Raw genomic sequence first — 18168 nt, 5'->3', positions numbered from 1 at the left:
TAAAAAAGCCCCGCATCTCGTCGCGAGAGCGGGGCTTGGCAGTTTTTTACGTCTTACAGGACTTCGGCCCAGAGGTCGTACTCATCGGCGTCGGTCACCCGGCACCAGACCTTGTCGCCCGGCTTGAGGTCGCCGGCACCGTCGATGAACACGTTGCCGTCGATTTCCGGAGCATCGAAGAAGCAGCGGCCCACCGCACCGTTCTCATCGACTTCGTCGATCAGCACTTCGATTTCCTTGCCGATGCGCTGTTGCAGGCGCGCCGAGCTGATGGCCTGCTGGTGCGCCATGAAGCGCTCCCAACGGTCCTGCTTGACGTCATCCGGCACCACCTCCAGGTCCAGGTCGTTGGCCGGTGCACCTTCCACGGGCGAGTACTGGAAGCAGCCGACGCGGTCCAGCTGGGCTTCGGTGAGCCAGTTGAGCAGGTACTGGAAGTCTTCCTCGGTTTCACCGGGGAAACCGACGATGAAGGTCGAGCGGATGATCAGCTCGGGGCAGATCTGGCGCCAGTTCTTGATCCGGGCCAGGGTCTTGTCTTCGAAGGCCGGGCGCTTCATGGCCTTGAGCACTTTCGGGCTGGCGTGCTGGAACGGGATATCCAGGTACGGCAGGATCTTGCCGGCGGCCATCAGCGGAATCAGCTCGTCCACGTGCGGGTATGGATAGACATAGTGCAGGCGGACCCAGACTCCGAGGGTGCTCAGGGCCTCGCAGAGCTCGGTCATGCGGGTCTTGACCGGTGCGCCGTTCCAGAAGCCGGTGCGGTACTTGACGTCGACGCCATAGGCGCTGGTGTCCTGGGAGATCACCAGCAGCTCCTTGACCCCGGACTTGACCAGGCGCTGGGCCTCGTCGAGCACATCACCCACCGGGCGGCTGACCAGCTTGCCGCGCATCGACGGGATGATGCAGAAGCTGCAGCTGTGGTTGCAGCCTTCGGAAATCTTCAGGTAGGCGTAGTGCCGCGGAGTCAGCTTGATGCCTTGTGGCGGTACCAGGTCGATCAGCGGGTTGTGGTCCAGCTTAGGAGGTACCACTTCGTGCACCGCGCTGACCACCTGTTCGTACTGCTGCGGGCCGGTGACTGCCAGCACGCTAGGGTGTACGTCACGGATATTGCCTTCTTCCACGCCCATGCAGCCGGTGACGATGACCTTGCCGTTTTCCTTGATCGCCTCGCCGATCACTTCCAGCGATTCGGCCTTGGCCGAATCGATGAAGCCGCAAGTATTGACCACCACGACGTCGGCGTCCTGGTAGGTGGACACCACGTCATAGCCTTCCATGCGCAGTTGGGTGAGGATGCGCTCGGAGTCGACCAGAGCCTTCGGGCAACCCAGGGAAACGAAGCCGACCTTGGGGTTGGCTGGCGCGGTAGGGGTGGACATGTCTAACCTCGGTGTAGGTGTCTGGCCGCTTGGCGATTTGGATGAAAGCGCTGGCGGTGAACGGGCGCTTTGTGCGCCTCTGATCAAAAAGTGCGCAATTCTAGCGATGAGCAGCGCACTTGACCAGCTTTATGCAGGGAAATACGACGAGTGCTGCGCTATGCTTCGCGCCGTTGCACATAGGCGAATTCTTGTAGTCAATCGAACGTGTGTAACAACAAGTAAAGCCGCACATGCTGCAATACCAAAGCATAGCGTTTCATTCTAAGAAGCCGGGTCTGGAATCAGGAGTATTGGATGGGTCAGGCAAGTAGTCAGGCGGCGGACACCGAGCATTCGGCCGCACGGCCGTTGAGCATGCTGGTCGCCGCGGTCGGGGTGGTTTATGGCGACATCGGCACCAGCCCGCTCTATACCCTCAAAGAGGTGTTTTCCGGAGGTTACGGCGTTCCTGTCAACCACGATGGCGTGCTGGGGATCCTGTCCCTGATCTTCTGGTCGTTGATCTGGGTGGTATCGATCAAATACATGATGTTCGTGCTGCGGGCCGACAACCAGGGCGAAGGCGGGATCATGGCGCTCACGGCCCTGGCTCGCCGAGCGGCGGCGGGACATGCGCGACTGCGTACGCTGCTGGTGGTCTGCGGATTGATCGGCGCGGCGCTGTTCTATGGCGACAGCATGATCACCCCGGCGATTTCCGTACTGTCGGCCATCGAAGGGCTGGGTCTGGCCTTCGAGGGTATCGATCATTGGGTCGTGCCGCTGTCGCTGCTGGTGCTGGTGGGGTTGTTCCTGATCCAGCGTCACGGTACGGCGCGGATCGGTATCCTCTTCGGGCCGATCATGGTGACCTGGTTCCTGGTGCTCGGCGCGCTGGGTGTCCATGGCATCAGCCAGCACCCGGAGGTCCTGCAAGCCATGAATCCGATGTGGGCAGTGCGCTTCTTCGTGGTTCATCCCGGCATGGGTGTGGCCATCCTGGGCGCGGTAGTGCTGGCCCTGACCGGTGCCGAAGCGTTGTACGCCGACATGGGGCACTTCGGTCGCAAGCCGATTGCCCGGGCCTGGTTCATCCTGGTCCTGCCGGCCCTGGTGCTCAATTACTTCGGTCAGGGTGCTCTGTTGCTCGAGAACCCCGAGGCCGCGCGCAACCCGTTCTACCTCTTGGCGCCAGGCTGGGCGCTGATTCCTTTGGTGGGCCTGTCGACGCTGGCCACGGTAATCGCTTCCCAGGCGGTGATTTCGGGGGCGTTCTCGCTGACCCGGCAGGCCATCCAGCTCGGCTACATCCCGCGCATGTATATCCAGCACACCTCCAGTGACGAACAAGGACAGATCTATATCGGCGCCGTGAACTGGTCGTTGATGATCGGCGTGGTGCTACTGGTCCTGGGCTTCGAGTCTTCCGGGGCACTGGCTTCTGCCTATGGCGTGGCAGTGACCGGGACGATGCTGATGACCACCATCCTGGTATCGGCGGTGATGCTGCTGTTGTGGAAATGGCCGCCGGTGCTTGCCGTGCCGGTGCTGCTGGGCTTTCTGCTGGTGGACGGCCTGTATTTTGCGGCCAACGTGCCGAAGATCATCCAGGGGGGCGCCTTTCCGGTGATTGCCGGTATTGCCTTGTTCGTCTTGATGACCACCTGGAAGCGCGGCAAGCAGTTGCTGGTGGACCGTCTGGATGAAAGCGCTCTGCCATTGCCGATCTTCATTGGCAGCATCCGCGTGCAGCCTCCGCATCGGGTGCAAGGGACCGCGGTGTTCCTCACCGCCCGTCCGGACGCCGTGCCCCACGCCTTGCTGCACAACCTGCTGCACAACCAGGTGCTGCATGAGCAAGTGGTGTTGTTGACGGTGGTCTACGAGGATATTCCACGGGTGCCGGCCCAGCGCCGGTTCGAGGTGGACTCCTATGGCGAAGGTTTCTTCCGGGTGATCCTGCATTTTGGCTTCACCGACGAGCCGGACGTACCCGAGGCCCTGAAGCTGTGCCACCTGGACGAGCTGGATTTCAGCCCGATGCGCACCACCTACTTCCTCAGTCGCGAGACGGTGATCGCCTCCAAGCTGGTGGGCATGGCCCGCTGGCGCGAAGTGCTGTTCGCCTTCATGTTGAAGAACGCCAACGGCAACCTGCGCTTCTTCAAGCTGCCGGTGAACCGGGTGATCGAGCTGGGGACCCAGGTCGAGATTTGAAGATAGGCGGCGACACAAATGCCTGCACTGGTCGGCTGATGTCGATCAGTTAAGGAAAGGGTAGGAGAGAGGGGTGTCCGCGATGGACTTCAGGGCGCTGCGTTTATCCAGTGAATGCGCGCTAGCGTTGACGACCATCGCGAGCAAGCTTCGCTCCTACTTAACTGAATGGCATTACCGTTGTGTGCCGCAGGCAGAAAGAAGCCCTCGCAGGGAGGGCTTCGATCTTCGACGGGCGCCAGCAGAATGATGGTGGCCCGTCACCGACGTTTCTTCAGTCGTTGGCGCTGTCCTTGGCTTGGCGCTTCTCGATGATGCCCACCAGGCGCTTGGCCAGGGCGGGATAGTTCTCGTCGAAGTGATGGCCGCCTGGCAACTTCATTGCTTCGCCCACCGCAGTCTTGTCGGTGCAGCCGCTCTCGTTGACTTCTTCTTCGCCGTAGATGCACACCACCTTGGAGGCTGGCAGCTTGGCCATTTCCGGGCCGGTGGCGGCTTCCTTGCCGGCGTTACCCAGCCAGCCCTCGACTTCGATCTCGAAGCTGCCGGTACGGGCGAAGGCCAGCAGGACAATGGCGTCGACCCGTTGCTGCTCGGCTTCGGGCAGGCGGTTGTAGATGGCCGGCAGGACATCGGCACCGAAGGAGTAGCCGGTCAGCACGAAGCGTTTGGTGCCCCATTTCTGCCGGTAGTGCTGCATCAGTTCGGTGAGGTCGGTGGCACTTTGTTCCGGGCTCTTGTGCTGCCAGTAGTAGCGCAGGGTGTCGATGCCCACCACCGGATAGCCAAGCTTGGCCATTTCCCCGGCCACATCGCGGTCCAGGTCGCGCCAGCCGCCATCCCCCGAGAGGAACAGGGTCACGGTGTCCTTGGCCTGGCCAGCCGGCACTTCCACCACGGGAATGTTCAGGCCGCCGTTGTCCGAGCCTACCAGCAGCTTGCGCAGCTCGTTGTTCAGTACCTGGGGCAGGTGGATGTCGTAGTCGCTGATGCTGGTGGTGGCGTTGGGGGTGTCGCGCACGAAACCGGCGCTTTCGTCATCCGGGTTGTCGTTCCAGGCCACCAGCCAGTGGCCATGACTCAGGGTCTTGGGCAGCGGATCGGTGCAACCCGGCGCCGGGTTGATGGTGAAACCCACCGATACTGCCTGGGCCTTGTCGTCGTTCTGCGTGGCGATCCAGCGCCAGGCCAGGGCCGCGCCCGGGCCGATGCCGCTGACCAGGGTAGCGGGACCGGCAAGCTGGGGCAGGGCGTTTTGCAGGGCCTGCTCCTGCAGCTTGCAATCGTCCTTGGGCAGGATCACCTGGACGATCTGCGCAGCACCACTGCGGCTCAGGGTCAGCAATTGCTTGTCGCTCAGGGGGGCGTCCGGCAGCACGGCGATCACTACGCGGGCCTTGGCCTTGGTGCCTGGGGTGACGCGAGTCAGGGTCGAACCATCGGCCTGGGGCAGTTGCTCCAGGGTGGGTTCAGGTGCGGGGCGATTCCACCACCAGTAGCCGCCACCTGCAATCAGTGCCAGAACCACCAGGGTGGCCAGCAGGTACCGCCAAGAACGTTGAATCATCAGCGTTTCACCAATCCAGTCAGGCCGCCCGCGATCAGGGCGGCGGTGTCGGCCAGTGCGACCAGCGGGTCCAGCCCTGCGGGCACGGCCATGTAACGGGGTTCCCAGTCAGGCTGGAACTTGTCTTTGAAGCGGCGCAGGCCCTGGAAGTTGTACAGCTGCTCTCCACGGCGGAACACCATCGAGCCCAGACGCTGGGTCAGCGGTGCTCCACGGCGCGGTTGCAGGCCGGAAAGGGGCACCATCCCCAGGCTGAAGCGGGCATATCCATGATTTTTATAATGCTGGATCAGGCCGACCATCATGAATTCCATGGTCAGCTTCGGAGCATCCGGGTGCGCGCGCATCAGGTCGAGGCTGGCCAGGTCGTGGCTGTAGGTCTCGAGCAGGTTGGCGAAGGCCACCGGGCGTCCTTCAAAGCGAATGATCGCGATGCGAAAGTACTTGAGGTAGTCGTTGCTGAAGCGACCCAGGGAGAAGCCTTTCTCCCGGACATTCTTGCCGGTCAGCCAGGCATCGGAGATTACCTTCAGCTCGTCCATCGGCGCTTGGCCGGGCTCGTGGATCTCCAGCGACAGGCCGTCGCGGGAGCCGCGGTTCCAGGTGTAGCGCAGGTCCTTCATCTCCTTGCCCTTGGCCTCGAGGTCAAAGCGCTTGAGATCGACCCGCGCTTCTTCGCCGAGCTTGATGGCGGTCAGGCCGATGTCCATGTAGTAGGGCAGGTTTTCCGCCCGTACCTGGTAGAACACCGGACGCGCGTGGTGCACGTCGCACAGGTCGCGGAACTGCCAGATCATCTCGGCGCGTTGCTGGGTCGGTCCGATGGGGTCGTAGAGTGCCACCAGGCTGCGACCACGACGGGCATACATCAGGAAGGCATCGTCGTTGGGGTGAAACAACAGGGCCTTGTCGCCCGTCAGCGCCAGGCCGCCATCGGGCTGGGACGAGGCCATGAGGATCCTAGCCGCCTTGTCCAGTTCTTCAGCGGCGGGCAGATGGATCACCGGGCGTGCGGTGCGCAGCAGCCAGGTCAGGGACACCACCAGCAGCAGGACCGCGGCCCCCAGCAATGAGCGCAGGCCGCGCGGGGCATCGGCATCCAGGGTGAACTGCCACCACAGCTGATGGCTGTAGGGAACATCCTGGTAGGCGAACAGCAGCAGCCAGGTGGAGGCCCCCAGTACGCAGACGCTGGCCACCAGGTACAGCGGCGAGAACGGCAGTTCGGTCAGGCGGCTGGGGCGATAGAACGAGCGCCGGAAGACCGCCAGCAGGCTGGCGGTCAGGGTCATCAGGCAGGCTTCCTCCCAGTCGAAACCCTTGAGCAGCGAGAGCACCGCTCCCACCAGCAGCAGGATGGTGGTGAGCATCCATGCCGCTGACAGGCGCCGGCGCAGGCCCTGGGCCAACAGCAGGCAGAGCACGCCGATCAGGCTGGCGCCGAAGTGCGAAGCGTCTACCAGGCGATGGGGAATCAGGAAACCGATGTGCTGCAGGCGGGTATCGATTTCCGGAGTGGCGCCGGAGAACAGCAGTACCACACCGGACAGGAACACCAGGACCGCCAGGACCGGAGCGGCCATGCCGGATGCGGCACGCAGCGATTGTTGAGTCTGGAACAGGCGCTGGGCTTCGTTGATCAGCAGCAGCACGCAGGCCACCAGCATCGGCAGCACGACATAGATCAGGCGATACAACAGCAATGCTGCAGCCAGTGGCGCGGCCCCAAGCTTGTCGGCGAAGGCGGCGAGCAGGATCGCCTCGAACACCCCGACACCGCCGGGCACGTGACTGAGTACCCCGGCGGCCAGGGCGAGCAGGTAGACCAGCAGGAACGCGCCGAAGGGCGGAGCCTCGGGCAGTAGCAGGTACAGCACGGTGGCAGCTGCTGCGACATCCAGGGCGGTGATGAGCAGTTGCAGGAAGGTCAGGCGGCGTCCGGGCAAGCGCAGGGTACGGCGGCCGATGCGTACCAGCAGGTTGTCGCGCAGGGGCTGTTCGGGCAGGCGCCGGCGATACAGTCCAGTGGCCAGCACTGCGCCGAGCAGCAGCACGGCAAGGGCGATGCCGGCCAGCAGGCCCTCTGGCGCGCGCAGGGCGGCGGAGGCGGCAGGCAGGTTGCTCAGGGTCGCCAAGGCAGCGAGTGGGGGCAGGGCGCAGCCCAGGGACAGGCTGGCGAACAGGGTCATGTGGGCAACGTCGGAAGCCCCCAGGCCGTGGCGTGCATACAATCGGTAACGTACCGAGCCGCCGGATAGCAGCGACAGGCCGATGGCGTTGCCAATGGCGAAGGCCGTGAAGCCGCCCAGGGCCAGGGTACGCCCTGTCAGGTTGACCCCGGCGTAACGGCTGGCGGACCACTCGTAGCCCAGCAGGATGATGAAGCCTGCGATGGTCGCTCCCAGTGCGCCGAGCAGGGCCGGCTTGGGCACTTCCATGATCGAGTCGCGCAGGGCATAGAAGTCCAGTTCGCTGAGCAGGTGGCGGCAAGCGATCAGGGCGATGGCGAATAGTAGAAGGGTCACGACCAGGCCGAGCGGCTGGCGATATTTGCTCAGCAGGTCCAGCCAGCGCAAACGAGTGGCTGTAATGGGTTGTGTAGCGGTATCGGTGTCTTGTGAATCAGACGTGTTGGCGCGCATCAATCACCTCGTGGATTGTGCGCGACAGGATGGAGGTATCCGGCCAAGTTACCAATCCCTGTGGAAAAATAATTTCAAATATTAACGTGTCTCGGCGTGGCCCGGCGACCTCGCACAGTGGGCGCAAGGTGGGTGCCCGAGACAGAGCATAGCTCGCATACTGAAGAGTCGAAGCATCGCCAAGGGTTCGCAATGCTTTTCCAGGTCATTGTTGCGAAAGGGCTTTTTCAACAGATACAAAAAAGGCCACTCTTTCGAGCAGCCTTTTTTGATATGTGGTTGCGGGAGCCGGATTTGAACCGACGACCTTCGGGTTATGAGCCCGACGAGCTACCAGACTGCTCCATCCCGCGTCTGTGGGGCGGCATTCTACAGGCGAATGGCCGGGTGTCAACTGTTAATGCTCATTAGGGTCAAATAAGTGTCGAACCCCAAGCTCGGCTCTTAACCCCCGGCCAGCTAAAGGATTTTTTGGGGATGGGAGAGAAGGGCTCCCCGGAAAAGGAAAAAATCAACGCAAAAAAAAGGCCACTTCAAAGAAGTGGCCTTTTCTGTATCTGGTTGCGGGAGCCGGATTTGAACCGACGACCTTCGGGTTATGAGCCCGACGAGCTACCAGACTGCTCCATCCCGCGTCTGATGTGCTGAATTCTACAGGGGGCTGCGATTGTGTCAATCATTAATTTTAAAAAAGTGCTTCCGGTTCAACTGGTTAGCGGTCTGCGTGAGGCTTTTTAGGCAGCTTGGGGCCCGCAGGGGCGGGGGTTTGAGCTCTATTGACGGCTCACGGTTCATTGAGCGGATAAATCTATCGCAGCGTCGCCGGGCTCCAGCAGGATGATGCAAGGCACTGGTGCTATATACAGGTGTCGTTAGATACTGGGCGCCTGTCCACTCCGGCGGTTTTCCATGATCCCTGCCTTTCTATGATGCAGCGCAAAATCATTCACATCGATTGCGACTGTTTCTACGCTGCCATCGAGATGCGCGACGACCCGCAATTGGCCCGCAAGCCCCTCGCGGTCGGCGGCTCTGCGGAGCGGCGGGGGGTGATCGCGACTTGCAATTACGAAGCGCGGGCCTATGGAGTGCGCTCGGCCATGTCGTCCCGGCATGCGCTGGCGCTGTGTCCGGATCTGGTGATCGTCAAGCCGCGCATGGAGGCCTACCGGGAGGCCTCCAGGGAGATCCACACGATCTTTCGTGACTACACCGACTTGATCGAGCCCCTGTCACTGGATGAAGCCTACCTGGATGTTTCCGACAGCCCGAGTTTCTCCGGCAGTGCCACGCGCATTGCCCAGGATATTCGCCGACGGGTATCCAACCAGTTGCACATCACGGTCTCGGCTGGCGTTGCGCCGAACAAGTTCCTGGCCAAGATTGCCAGTGACTGGAAGAAGCCCAATGGCTTGTTCGTGATCACGCCCGATCAGGTCGAGGCGTTCGTCTCCGAATTGCCGGTGAGCAAGCTGCATGGGGTAGGCAAGGTCACTGCCGACAAGCTGAGCCGGCAGGGCATCGCCAGCTGCCTGCAGTTGCGTGACTGGAGCAAGTTGGCGCTGGTGCGTGAATTCGGCAGTTTTGGCGAGCGTTTGTGGAGCCTGGCCCGGGGGATCGACGATCGGCCGGTACAGAATGACAGCCGTCGGCAATCCATCAGTGTGGAGAACACCTACGATACCGACCTGCCGGATCTCGATAGTTGCCTGCAGAAGTTGCCCGAGCTGATGGAGACCCTGGCCGGGCGCATTGCGCGCATCGACAGCAGTTACCGGCCAGGCAAGCCCTTCGTCAAGGTGAAGTTCCACGACTTCACCCAGACCACCCTTGAGCAAGCTGGGGCGGGACGCGACCTGGAGAGTTATCGGCAGTTGCTGAGCCAGGCCTTCAAGCGTGGTGGCAAGCCGGTACGGTTGCTGGGGATTGGGGTTCGGTTACACGACCTGCGTGGCGGTCATGAACAGCTGGAGCTGTTCAAGGAGCTGTAGGGCGGGAAGGGGGAGGGGCGAGCCGAGCGCCAGGGAATCCCCCTGGCGCCGGTCCATGTCAATTGCTGCCAGGATCCGCCACCAGGCGGCCGGCATTTTTGGTCAGTGCCTTGAGAAACTCTTTCTGCAGTTCCGGATCGTTGCGGGTCAGCTCGATCAGGCTCTGCTCCAGCTCGCTGGCTTCTTCCTCCAGCCCCAACTGCGACAGGCGCTTGACCCGGTGTACCCATTCGCTGACCTCGTCGTCCTCGAGGTCGTCGTAGATCAGCGCGTGAGCTTCCACCAACTTGCTGCGCAGGCCGTTGCTGATGCTCAGGGACGAGTCGGAGTGCACTTCATCCTGTGCATCCTCGACACTGATCTGCAGCTTGCCAATGTGCTTGAGGTCCTGCTCGGAAAACGGATCGTTCAGGAGGTTCAGGCTCAGCACGCCGTTGCGATCGGTACTCAGCTCGTAGCTCTGCTTGCCAGCCTTGACCTGTACCGGGCGCTCGCTCCACGGCAAGCTCGAATATTCCACTCGCTTGTCGCGCTGGACTTCGTCGATTGCCGCAAGGTTCTGCTGGGCACGGCCATGGGAGGGCATGTTCATGAACGGGTTGACCCCGGAGATGCCGTAGCTGAGCCAATCCTTGGTGACGCTGTCCGGCAGGTTGCCCAGGGCAAATACATTGACCACGTTGGCGCCGACACCCGCTACCAGGGCGACCGCTCCCAGCGGGATCTCGTAGATTTCCCGCCAGGGTTGGTAGGGCGTGTAGCGATCGTAGTGGCGCGTGACCTCGAACTCGGTGACTTCGAAGGACTTCTGCTCATGGATGCGTACCCGCCGTTGCGGCAGCTCAAGCACCTTAGGCTCACCGACATCGATCTGCAGGCTGTGGTCGAGCAGCTTGCGCTCGACTCGCTCCTCGTGCTCGCTGCGTTGCGACATCTGGTTGGCGCAGCCGCTGACCAGCAGGGCGCCGCACAAGGCGGCGCCACCGAGGCTTAAGGTGTTTCGCTTGAACATGACTTCTCTATCTGGTTTCAGCGACGGATACGGGCTTGGAGGAAGGACAGCACATCGGCCACTGGCAGCGCTTGCGCCTCGGCTTCGGTACGGCTCTTGTATTCCAGGTTGCCATCGGCCAGGCCGCGGTCGCTGACCACGATCCGGTGTGGAATGCCGATCAGTTCCATGTCTGCGAACTTGATACCGGGGCTGGTTTTCTTGTCGCGATCGTCCAGTAGCACTTCAAAACCGGCAGCGGTGAGCTGCTGGTAAAGCGTGTCGGTGGCTTCGCGAACCAGTTCGGTTTCATAACGCAGTGGTACCAGGGCGATCTGGAACGGAGCCAGGGTATCGCTCCAGATGATCCCGTTGGCATCGTAGTTCTGCTCGATGGCGGCGGCCACCACGCGGGAGACGCCGATGCCGTAGCAGCCCATTTCGAGGGTGACCGGCTTGCCGTTCTCGCCCAGCACTTCGCACTTCATCGCCTTGCTGTACTTGTTGCCCAGCTGGAAGATGTGCCCCACTTCGATGCCGCGCTTGATCTCCAGCACGCCCTTGCCATCCGGGCTAGGGTCGCCGGCCACTACGTTGCGCAGGTCGGCCACGGCCGGTACCGGCAGGTCGCGCTCCCAGTTCACGCCAAAGTAGTGCTTGTCGTCGATGTTGGCGCCCACGCCGAAATCGCTCATCAGCTCCACGGAGCGGTCGATGATGATGGGCAACGGCAGGTTGACGGGACCCAGGGAGCCGGCACCGGCACCGATGGCGGCGCGCAGCTCGGCCTCGGAGGCCATCACCAGCGGATCGGCGACGCCAGGTTGCTTGGCAGCCTTGATCTCGTTGAGCTCGTGATCGCCACGGATGATCAGGGCGATCAGTTTGCCTGGTTCCTCGGCATGCACCACCAGGGTCTTGACGGTCTTCTCGATCGGCAGGTTGTAGCCTTCCACCAGCTGGGCGATGGTCTTCGCGTCAGGGGTGTCCACCAGGCGCATGGCTTCGGTGGGGGCTGGGCGCGAGGTTTCACGGGGCAGGGCCTCGGCTTTCTCGATGTTCGCCGCGTAGTCGGAGCCGTTGCTGAAGATGATGTCGTCTTCGCCAGAGTCGGCCAGTACGTGGAACTCATGGGAGCCGGCACCGCCGATGGAGCCGTTGTCCGCTTCCACCGGACGGAACTTCAAGCCCAAGCGGGTGAAGATGTTGCAGTAGGCCTGGTGCATGCGGTCATAGGTGACCTGCAGCGACGCCTGGTCGGCGTGGAACGAATAGGCGTCCTTCATGATGAATTCGCGACCGCGCATCAGGCCGAAGCGTGGGCGGATCTCATCACGGAACTTGGTCTGGATCTGGTACAGGTTCAGCGGCAGCTGTTTGTAGCTGCTCAGCTCGTTGCGGACCAGGTCGGTAATCACTTCTTCGTGGGTCGGGCCCGCGCAGAAGTCGCGGTTATGGCGATCCTTCAGGCGCAGCAACTCCGGGCCGTACTCTTCCCAGCGGCCGGACTCCTGCCACAGCTCGGCCGGCTGGATGCCCGGCATCAACACTTCAAGCGCGCCAGCGGCGTTCATTTCTTCGCGAACGATAGCCTCGACCTTGCGCATCACCCGCAGGCCCATCGGCAGCCAGGTGTACAGGCCGGAGGCCAGTTTGCGGATCATGCCGGCGCGCAGCATCAGCTGGTGGCTGATCACGACCGCGTCGGAAGGCGTTTCTTTTTGTGTGGCGAGCAAATATTGACTGGTGCGCATGGTAGGCCGTTGTCGGTTGCTTAAGACTGGAAGTGACGGAGCATTGTACGGGCGAGTTCCGCTGGCGTACAGGATTGCGCTCGACAGGGGCGGGGGTGGCACTGAAACGCCCGCAACCCCCGGGATTTTCTAGGATTCTTCGCCGATTGCGGTGCTGTTGGAGGTCGCTTCCGGGTCGGGTTTTTGCCCAGCGCGGCGGCTCTCCTGGAACCAGTGAATGGCGATCAGGATCAGGGTCGGGACCCCGAGTATCGCGGTGATGAGAAAGAAGTCGTGATAACCGAACTTTTCCACCATGACCCCGGAATAGCCGCCAATCAGGCGCGGTAGCAGGAGCATGATGGAGCTGAGCAGCGCATATTGGGTGGCCGAGAACTTGAGGTTGGTCAGGCTTGACAGATAGGCGACGAAGGCCGAGGTGGCCATGCCCGAGCTGAAGTTGTCCAGGGAAATGGTGACGATGAGCATCTGCAGGTTCGGCCCCATGTCGGACAGCATGAGGAACAGCAGGTTGGTGCCGGCGGAGGCGGCACCGCCAATGAACAGGATTGGCAGGATGCCGAAGCGCACGATCAGCAGGCCGCCCATGCCGGCGCCGATGAGCGTCATGATCAGGCCGAAGATCTTGCTGACTCCGGCGATCTGGTCCTTGGTGAAGCCCTGGTCGATGTAGAACACGTTGGCCATCACCCCCATCACCGTGTCCGACATCCGGTAGGTAGCGATCAGCCCCAGAAGCAGGAAGGCTTGCCAGCGGTAGCGCAGGATGAAGTCGTTGACCGGTGTCAGCACTGGCGCCAGGCCTCGTCGGCCCATGGCGGACAGGCACAGGGCGGAGAGGGTGATATAGAGGATGGCGCGCAGGAAGGCCCGGTCTTCCAGCAGCAGGTCCAGCAGGCTCACGCCTTCGAAGATCACGCTGGCGAAGTCGGTGTTGTACAGCTGGGTGAACGTGGCGGGCACCGACACCAGCAGCACGATCAGCACGAATACCGAGATCAATTGGTGGGCGAAACTGTAGCGGCCTGCCGATAGCTGGGTACGCAGTGGCACCGCAGGCTCGCGCATCAGCAGCGTGGTGATCAGGGCGGGGATCATCAGGACCCCGAACAGCACATAGGTGCCGGTCCAGGCCGAGTGCTTGTAGCTGAAACCGGTGGAGCCGAAACCCTCGGCGAAGAACAGCGCGCCGGCCGTGGCGAGCAGCACCGCGACTCGATAACCGGACATGTAGCTGGCGGCCAGGGCAGCCTGGCGGCTGTCATCGGCGATCTCCAGACGGTAGGCGTCGATGGCGATGTCCTGGGTCGCGGAGGCGAAGGCCACGACCACGGCAATGGCGATCAGCCAGGACAGGTGCTTCTGTGGATCGCAGAAGCCCATGCCGATCAGGCCGAGGACCACCAGCGCTTGTGCCAGGACCAGCCAGGACCGACGCCTGCCCAGCTTGCCCAGCAAGGGCAGGCGCCACTGGTCGAGCAGCGGCGACCAGACCCATTTGAAGGCATAGGCCAGGCCGATCAGGCTGGCATAACCGATGGTTTCGCGAGCCACTCCAGCTTCGCGCAACCACACCGAAAGCGTCGAGAACACCAGCATGTAAGGCATGCCGGCAGCGAAACCAAGCAGCAACAGCACGAGCGTCGAGGGGCTGGCATAGGCGGCAAGTGCGGCGCGCCAGGTTTTACGGGGCATGGGCTGAAGTCTGCCTCAAGGATTACGGAAACAAAGCGCGCACTCTAACCGCTGTGCTCTACCGGACGCCAGCCATGGCGCTGAATATCCACCCGATTGTTCAGGACACTGACGCCTTCGTCGCGCAGCCTGGCACGCTGCTCATCTCCGGAGGGGCTGCCCGCGGGCAGGCTGATGCGACCACCGGCGCCCAGCACCCGGTGCCATGGCAGGCGGGTGTCGGCGGGGAGCTGGCTGAGGGTGCGCCCGACCCAGCGGGCGGCCCGTCCCAGGCCGGCCATGTCGGCCAGTTGGCCATAGCTGACCACCTTGCCCTCGGGCACTTGGGCCAGGGTCAGGTATAGCGCCGTGCGTCGGATTTGCGCGGGCGTTTGTGAGTCTTCGCTGTGTTCGGTCACATTCGCGGTTCCAGATAGGAGCGGTGGTAGGCGATGGCGCAGGTGGATGATTAAAGACCGATGAGAATTGAACTCGTTCGCCATCGCCGGGTCAGTCGTGTTTAGGGCGTGTTCACCTGGAATAATGCCGTTTTTTTCGCAAGATCGAGTTCTGTATTTAGCTATGTTGCCTAGAATTTTCCTGAGTTTTGCAGTGCTTGGTGCCTCCATGCCGGTGCTGGCGGATGTCGTGTGGTTGAAGAACGGTGACCGCGTCAGCGGCAAGATCAAGGTCTTCGACGGCGGCAAGCTGTTGATCCAGACCGACTATGGCGGGGGGATTTCCATCGACTGGGCCCAGGTCAAGACCCTGGAGAGTGATCAGGAACTGCTGGTCAAGCAGGATGCCTATTCGGGAGAGAAGGCCAAGTCATTGCGACCGGCGCAGGAGGGCAAGGTCATCCTGGCCAACGGCGAGGCTCCCAGGACGGTGGAGCTGGCGAGTATCCAGCAGATCATGAAACCCAAGCCTCTGGTCGAGGACATGGTGTGGAAGGGCAATGTCGACCTGGCCATGGATTACAAGCGGGCGGAAAAGGACACCGACGACTACGACATCGACTTCAAGACATCGGCGCGCCATGGCGCCTGGCGGCATAACGCCGAAGGCGAGTACAACCGCGAGTTCCAGAACAAGGTCGTGACCACTGACAACTGGCGTGCCGAATACGCCCTGGACCGCTTCATTACCCAGCAATGGTTCTGGCAGGGTCGGTTGACCTACAAGCGCGACAAGGTCGAGGAACTCGAGCGGCAACGGGTAGTGGGTACCGGTCCCGGTTATCAGTTCTGGGACGATGAGTTGGGAGCCTTCTCCTTGGGCTCGCTGCTCAACCGGACGGATTATGAGTATGCCGATGGCGGCAAGGACAATTTCTACTCCCTGGCCATGAAGTGGGACTACAACCGTTACCTGATAGGCAAGCGGGTCGAGTTCTTCACCAATGGCGAAGTGAGCAGGCCGCTTTCGGGTGTCGCCGACTACGCCCTGGATGCCGAGATGGGCCTGCGCTACAAGGTCACCGACTGGGCCTCGTTGAACCTCAAGGCAGAAAAGGACCTCATCCGTGGTACCGACAGCAGCGACCTGGACAAGACGCGTTACACCGTGGGTTTTGGCGTGACCTGGTAGACCGGGGCGCACCATGCCCGCAGGTTGCAGAGCAAGCCTGCGGGCATAAAAAAACCCCGCTGTTGAGGGCGGGGTTTTTTACTGGATCAGTGCAAGTTAGATAACTTGTACTTCTTCAGCTTGCATGCCTTTCTGACCGCGAGTAGCGACGAAAGAAACCTGTTGGCCTTCTTTCAGGGTCTTGAAACCGTCAGCCTGGATGGCTTTGAAGTGTACGAACAGGTCGTCACCGGATTGTGGGGTGATGAAGCCGAAGCCTTTTTCATCGTTGAACCACTTAACGGTACCGGTTTGGCGATTAGACATGGTGAAACTCCTTGGACAAAGTTAACTGCGACTCGAGAAAAGCTCGCGCCGAGACTGAGTGCAAAGAGCAGGAAAAATTCTTGGAGATGGTTGGATCGAAATTCAACATCGTGTAGAGATTCTCAGTGACACAAGCAGCACAGTGGCGCCACCTTAAACCTTTTTCCCGAACGTGCCAATGGCCAGTGCGAAGGTTTCTCGGTTTTCGTGATCGGTGACCGGCCGTCTGTCTTGTAGCCCTTGAAAATAGGGGCATGGGGCGAGAAAAACAGCCTGGACTTTGAACCCAGCCTCGCGCCCCGGTAAGATGCCGCACAGATTTTTTTACCTCGCTATTTCAGGACTCCCGCCATGAGCATCAAATCGGACAAGTGGATTCGCCGCATGGCGCAAGAGCACGGCATGATCGAACCGTTCGTCGAACGCCAAGTGCGCGGCGAACACGACAGCCGGGTCATTTCCTTCGGCGTTTCCAGCTATGGCTACGACGTGCGCTGCGCCGACGAGTTCAAGGTGTTCACCAACATCAATTCGGCCACCGTCGACCCGAAGAACTTCGACGCCGGCAGCTTCGTCGACGTCAAGAGCGATGTCTGCATCATTCCGCCGAACTCGTTCGCCCTGGCCCGTACTGTCGAGTACTTCCGCATTCCGCGTAACGTTCTGACCATCTGCCTGGGCAAGAGCACCTATGCCCGCTGCGGCATCATCGTCAACGTGACGCCGCTGGAACCCGAGTGGGAAGGCCACGTGACCCTGGAGTTCTCCAACACCACCACATTGCCGGCCAAGATCTACGCCAACGAGGGTGTGGCGCAGATGCTGTTCCTGGAATCTGACGAAGAATGTGAAGTGTCCTACAAGGACCGCGGTGGCAAATACCAGGGCCAGCGTGGCGTGACCCTGCCACGTACCTGAGTCCGTCCGTCTGACGAACAGCGGGAATTCCTGAGCAGGCAGACACTCTATTGGAGTGTCTGCCGGTACGCGCAAAGCGTGCCGGGTACAGCCCAGGAGTACCCCATGAAAATAGATCCGCGAATAAGTGCCACGCTGGCAAGGCTGGAACCCAACCAGGTTGGAGTGCTGGCCTGGACCCTGCTGGCCCACCCGCCTGTCAGCATGGCGGGCGGTATTCCCGGTCAGCCTGACCCTGATTCCCCACAACCTCTGGAGCCCCGCGAGCCCGGTGAGCCGACCCTGCCGGACGAGCCGCCACCTGCTCCTGTGGCCTGACCCGCAGGCGGCGCCGGTCGTCCGTTGCCGCCAGGAGGGCGACGCGGGCGATCGGCCTACTTCAGGTTGCCGCTGAGAAACTGCTTCAAGCGCTCGCTCGTGGGATTGCCCAGCACTTGTTCGGGCGCTCCTTCTTCTTCTACCAGGCCCTTGTGCAGGAACAGCACCTGGCTTGAGACCTTGCGCGCAAAACTCATCTCGTGGGTCACCATGATCATGGTCCGGCCTTCCTCGGCCAGCCCCTGGATCACCTTGAGCACTTCGCCCACCAGTTCCGGGTCCAGGGCCGAGGTGGGCTCGTCGAACAGCATCACCTCAGGCTCCATGGCCAGGGCCCGGGCGATGGCCACGCGCTGCTGCTGCCCGCCCGAGAGAAAGGCCGGGTACTGGGTGGCGACCCTGGCCGGCAGGCCTACCTTGTCCAGGTAGCGCCGGGCCCGCTCCTCGGCCTCCCGGGTACTGACCCCCAGCACCCGGCGCGGGGCCATGGTGATGTTCTCCAGCACGGTCATGTGGCTCCACAGGTTGAAATGCTGGAACACCATCGCCAGTCGGGTACGCAGCCGCTGCAGTTCCTCGGGATCGGCCACGTGCATGCCGTGGCGGTCCTTGACCATGCGGATCTGTTGGTCATCCAGGCTCATGGCCCCATCGTCCGGGGTCTCGAGAAAGTTGATGCAGCGCAGGAAGGTGCTCTTGCCCGACCCGCTGGCGCCGATCAGGCTGATCACGTCACCGGTCCTGGCCTTGAGGGAAACACCTTTGAGCACTTCATTGTCGCCGTAGCATTTATGCAGGCCTTCAACGGTCAGTTTGTACATGGGGCA

General features: G+C 61.8%; 14 protein-coding genes and 2 tRNA genes. 5 read left to right on the top strand and 11 right to left on the bottom strand.

Features of this window, described 5'->3' with window-relative positions; translation table 11 throughout:
• Positions 1-53 precede the first annotated feature (53 nt).
• Complete coding sequence (gene rimO / locus LGQ10_RS12610) at positions 54-1391, bottom strand: 30S ribosomal protein S12 methylthiotransferase RimO (RefSeq protein ID WP_226525726.1); 1338 nt, start codon at positions 1389-1391, stop codon at positions 54-56.
• 357 nt (positions 1392-1748) lie between these two features.
• On the opposite strand from rimO, the gene LGQ10_RS12605 reads away from it, so the two are divergent.
• Entirely contained in the window at positions 1749-3590 is a 1842-nt protein-coding gene (locus LGQ10_RS12605; RefSeq protein WP_413247621.1) for a potassium transporter Kup, read from the top strand.
• A 274-nt stretch (positions 3591-3864) separates the two neighbouring features.
• Here the strand turns inward: LGQ10_RS12605 and LGQ10_RS12600 are convergent, their stop codons facing one another.
• The 4 genes from LGQ10_RS12600 to LGQ10_RS12585 form a co-directional block, all read right to left on the bottom strand.
• Entirely contained in the window at positions 3865-5157 is a 1293-nt protein-coding gene (locus LGQ10_RS12600) for a virulence factor family protein (RefSeq protein ID WP_226525724.1), read from the bottom strand.
• Positions 5157-7799, bottom strand: a complete 2643-nt coding sequence (gene mprF / locus LGQ10_RS12595; protein WP_226525723.1) for a bifunctional lysylphosphatidylglycerol flippase/synthetase MprF — start codon at positions 7797-7799, stop codon at positions 5157-5159. Before mprF ends, LGQ10_RS12600 begins: the two co-directional genes overlap by 1 nt.
• 276 nt (positions 7800-8075) lie before the next feature.
• A tRNA-Met gene (locus LGQ10_RS12590) sits at positions 8076-8152 on the bottom strand.
• 205 nt (positions 8153-8357) lie between these two features.
• Positions 8358-8434: transfer RNA gene (locus tag LGQ10_RS12585), tRNA-Met, on the bottom strand.
• 291 nt (positions 8435-8725) lie between these two features.
• On the opposite strand from LGQ10_RS12585, the gene dinB reads away from it, so the two are divergent.
• The gene (gene dinB / locus LGQ10_RS12580) at positions 8726-9790 is read left to right on the top strand and encodes a DNA polymerase IV (protein WP_058436381.1); all 1065 of its coding nucleotides are present in this window, start codon (positions 8726-8728) and stop codon (positions 9788-9790) included.
• 58 nt (positions 9791-9848) lie between these two features.
• On the opposite strand, the gene LGQ10_RS12575 is transcribed toward dinB, so the two are convergent.
• The 4 genes from LGQ10_RS12575 to LGQ10_RS12560 form a co-directional block, all read right to left on the bottom strand.
• Positions 9849-10802: a hypothetical protein gene (locus LGQ10_RS12575; protein WP_226525722.1), complete on the bottom strand. Its 954-nt coding sequence runs from the start codon at positions 10800-10802 to the stop codon at positions 9849-9851.
• Between the two features lie 17 nt (positions 10803-10819).
• Positions 10820-12535, bottom strand: coding sequence for a proline--tRNA ligase (locus tag LGQ10_RS12570; protein WP_226525721.1), 1716 nt, complete (start codon positions 12533-12535; stop codon positions 10820-10822).
• 129 nt (positions 12536-12664) lie between these two features.
• Complete coding sequence (locus LGQ10_RS12565; protein ID WP_226525720.1) at positions 12665-14230, bottom strand: AmpG family muropeptide MFS transporter; 1566 nt, start codon at positions 14228-14230, stop codon at positions 12665-12667.
• A gap of 44 nt (positions 14231-14274) precedes the next feature.
• Entirely contained in the window at positions 14275-14628 is a 354-nt protein-coding gene (locus LGQ10_RS12560; protein ID WP_058436921.1) for an MGMT family protein, read from the bottom strand.
• A 163-nt stretch (positions 14629-14791) separates the two neighbouring features.
• Here LGQ10_RS12560 and LGQ10_RS12555 point away from each other — a divergent pair, with 163 nt between their 5' ends.
• Complete coding sequence (locus tag LGQ10_RS12555) at positions 14792-15799, top strand: DUF481 domain-containing protein (protein ID WP_058436920.1); 1008 nt, start codon at positions 14792-14794, stop codon at positions 15797-15799.
• 96 nt (positions 15800-15895) lie between these two features.
• Here the strand turns inward: LGQ10_RS12555 and LGQ10_RS12550 are convergent, their stop codons facing one another.
• Positions 15896-16105 (bottom strand): cold-shock protein, encoded by a 210-nt coding sequence (locus LGQ10_RS12550; protein WP_010445013.1) that lies wholly within the window; start codon positions 16103-16105, stop codon positions 15896-15898.
• A gap of 351 nt (positions 16106-16456) precedes the next feature.
• Between LGQ10_RS12550 and dcd the strand changes: the two genes are divergently transcribed.
• Positions 16457-17023, top strand: coding sequence for a dCTP deaminase (gene dcd / locus LGQ10_RS12545; protein ID WP_012313046.1), 567 nt, complete (start codon positions 16457-16459; stop codon positions 17021-17023).
• Between the two features lie 105 nt (positions 17024-17128).
• On the top strand, positions 17129-17341 hold the full coding sequence (locus tag LGQ10_RS12540; RefSeq protein ID WP_226525719.1) for a hypothetical protein: 213 nt from the start codon (positions 17129-17131) through the stop codon (positions 17339-17341).
• 56 nt (positions 17342-17397) lie between these two features.
• Here the strand turns inward: LGQ10_RS12540 and LGQ10_RS12535 are convergent, their stop codons facing one another.
• Positions 17398-18162 (bottom strand): ABC transporter ATP-binding protein, encoded by a 765-nt coding sequence (locus LGQ10_RS12535; protein ID WP_058437481.1) that lies wholly within the window; start codon positions 18160-18162, stop codon positions 17398-17400.
• Between the last annotated feature and the right edge of the window lie 6 nt (positions 18163-18168).

This window comes from Pseudomonas sp. L5B5 (genome assembly GCF_020520285.1).
GTDB lineage: Bacteria > Pseudomonadota > Gammaproteobacteria > Pseudomonadales > Pseudomonadaceae > Aquipseudomonas.
This window is presented reverse-complemented; position numbering and strand designations above follow the sequence as displayed.

Excerpts from the sequence above, each read along its gene's own strand:
- LGQ10_RS12565 (WP_226525720.1), bottom strand. The coding sequence starts at position 14,230 with ATGCCCCGTAAAACCTGGCGCGCCGCACTTGCCGCCTATGCCAGCCCC.
- LGQ10_RS12600 (WP_226525724.1), bottom strand. The coding sequence starts at position 5,157 with ATGATTCAACGTTCTTGGCGGTACCTGCTGGCCACCCTGGTGGTTCTG.
- LGQ10_RS12535 (WP_058437481.1), bottom strand. The coding sequence starts at position 18,162 with ATGTACAAACTGACCGTTGAAGGCCTGCATAAATGCTACGGCGACAAT.
- rimO (WP_226525726.1), bottom strand. The coding sequence starts at position 1,391 with ATGTCCACCCCTACCGCGCCAGCCAACCCCAAGGTCGGCTTCGTTTCC.
- LGQ10_RS12550 (WP_010445013.1), bottom strand. The coding sequence starts at position 16,105 with ATGTCTAATCGCCAAACCGGTACCGTTAAGTGGTTCAACGATGAAAAA.
- LGQ10_RS12605 (WP_413247621.1), top strand. The coding sequence starts at position 1,749 with ATGCTGGTCGCCGCGGTCGGGGTGGTTTATGGCGACATCGGCACCAGC.
- LGQ10_RS12570 (WP_226525721.1), bottom strand. The coding sequence starts at position 12,535 with ATGCGCACCAGTCAATATTTGCTCGCCACACAAAAAGAAACGCCTTCC.
- LGQ10_RS12540 (WP_226525719.1), top strand. The coding sequence starts at position 17,129 with ATGAAAATAGATCCGCGAATAAGTGCCACGCTGGCAAGGCTGGAACCC.
- dcd (WP_012313046.1), top strand. The coding sequence starts at position 16,457 with ATGAGCATCAAATCGGACAAGTGGATTCGCCGCATGGCGCAAGAGCAC.
- LGQ10_RS12555 (WP_058436920.1), top strand. The coding sequence starts at position 14,792 with ATGTTGCCTAGAATTTTCCTGAGTTTTGCAGTGCTTGGTGCCTCCATG.
- LGQ10_RS12575 (WP_226525722.1), bottom strand. The coding sequence starts at position 10,802 with ATGTTCAAGCGAAACACCTTAAGCCTCGGTGGCGCCGCCTTGTGCGGC.
- mprF (WP_226525723.1), bottom strand. The coding sequence starts at position 7,799 with ATGCGCGCCAACACGTCTGATTCACAAGACACCGATACCGCTACACAA.
- dinB (WP_058436381.1), top strand. The coding sequence starts at position 8,726 with ATGATGCAGCGCAAAATCATTCACATCGATTGCGACTGTTTCTACGCT.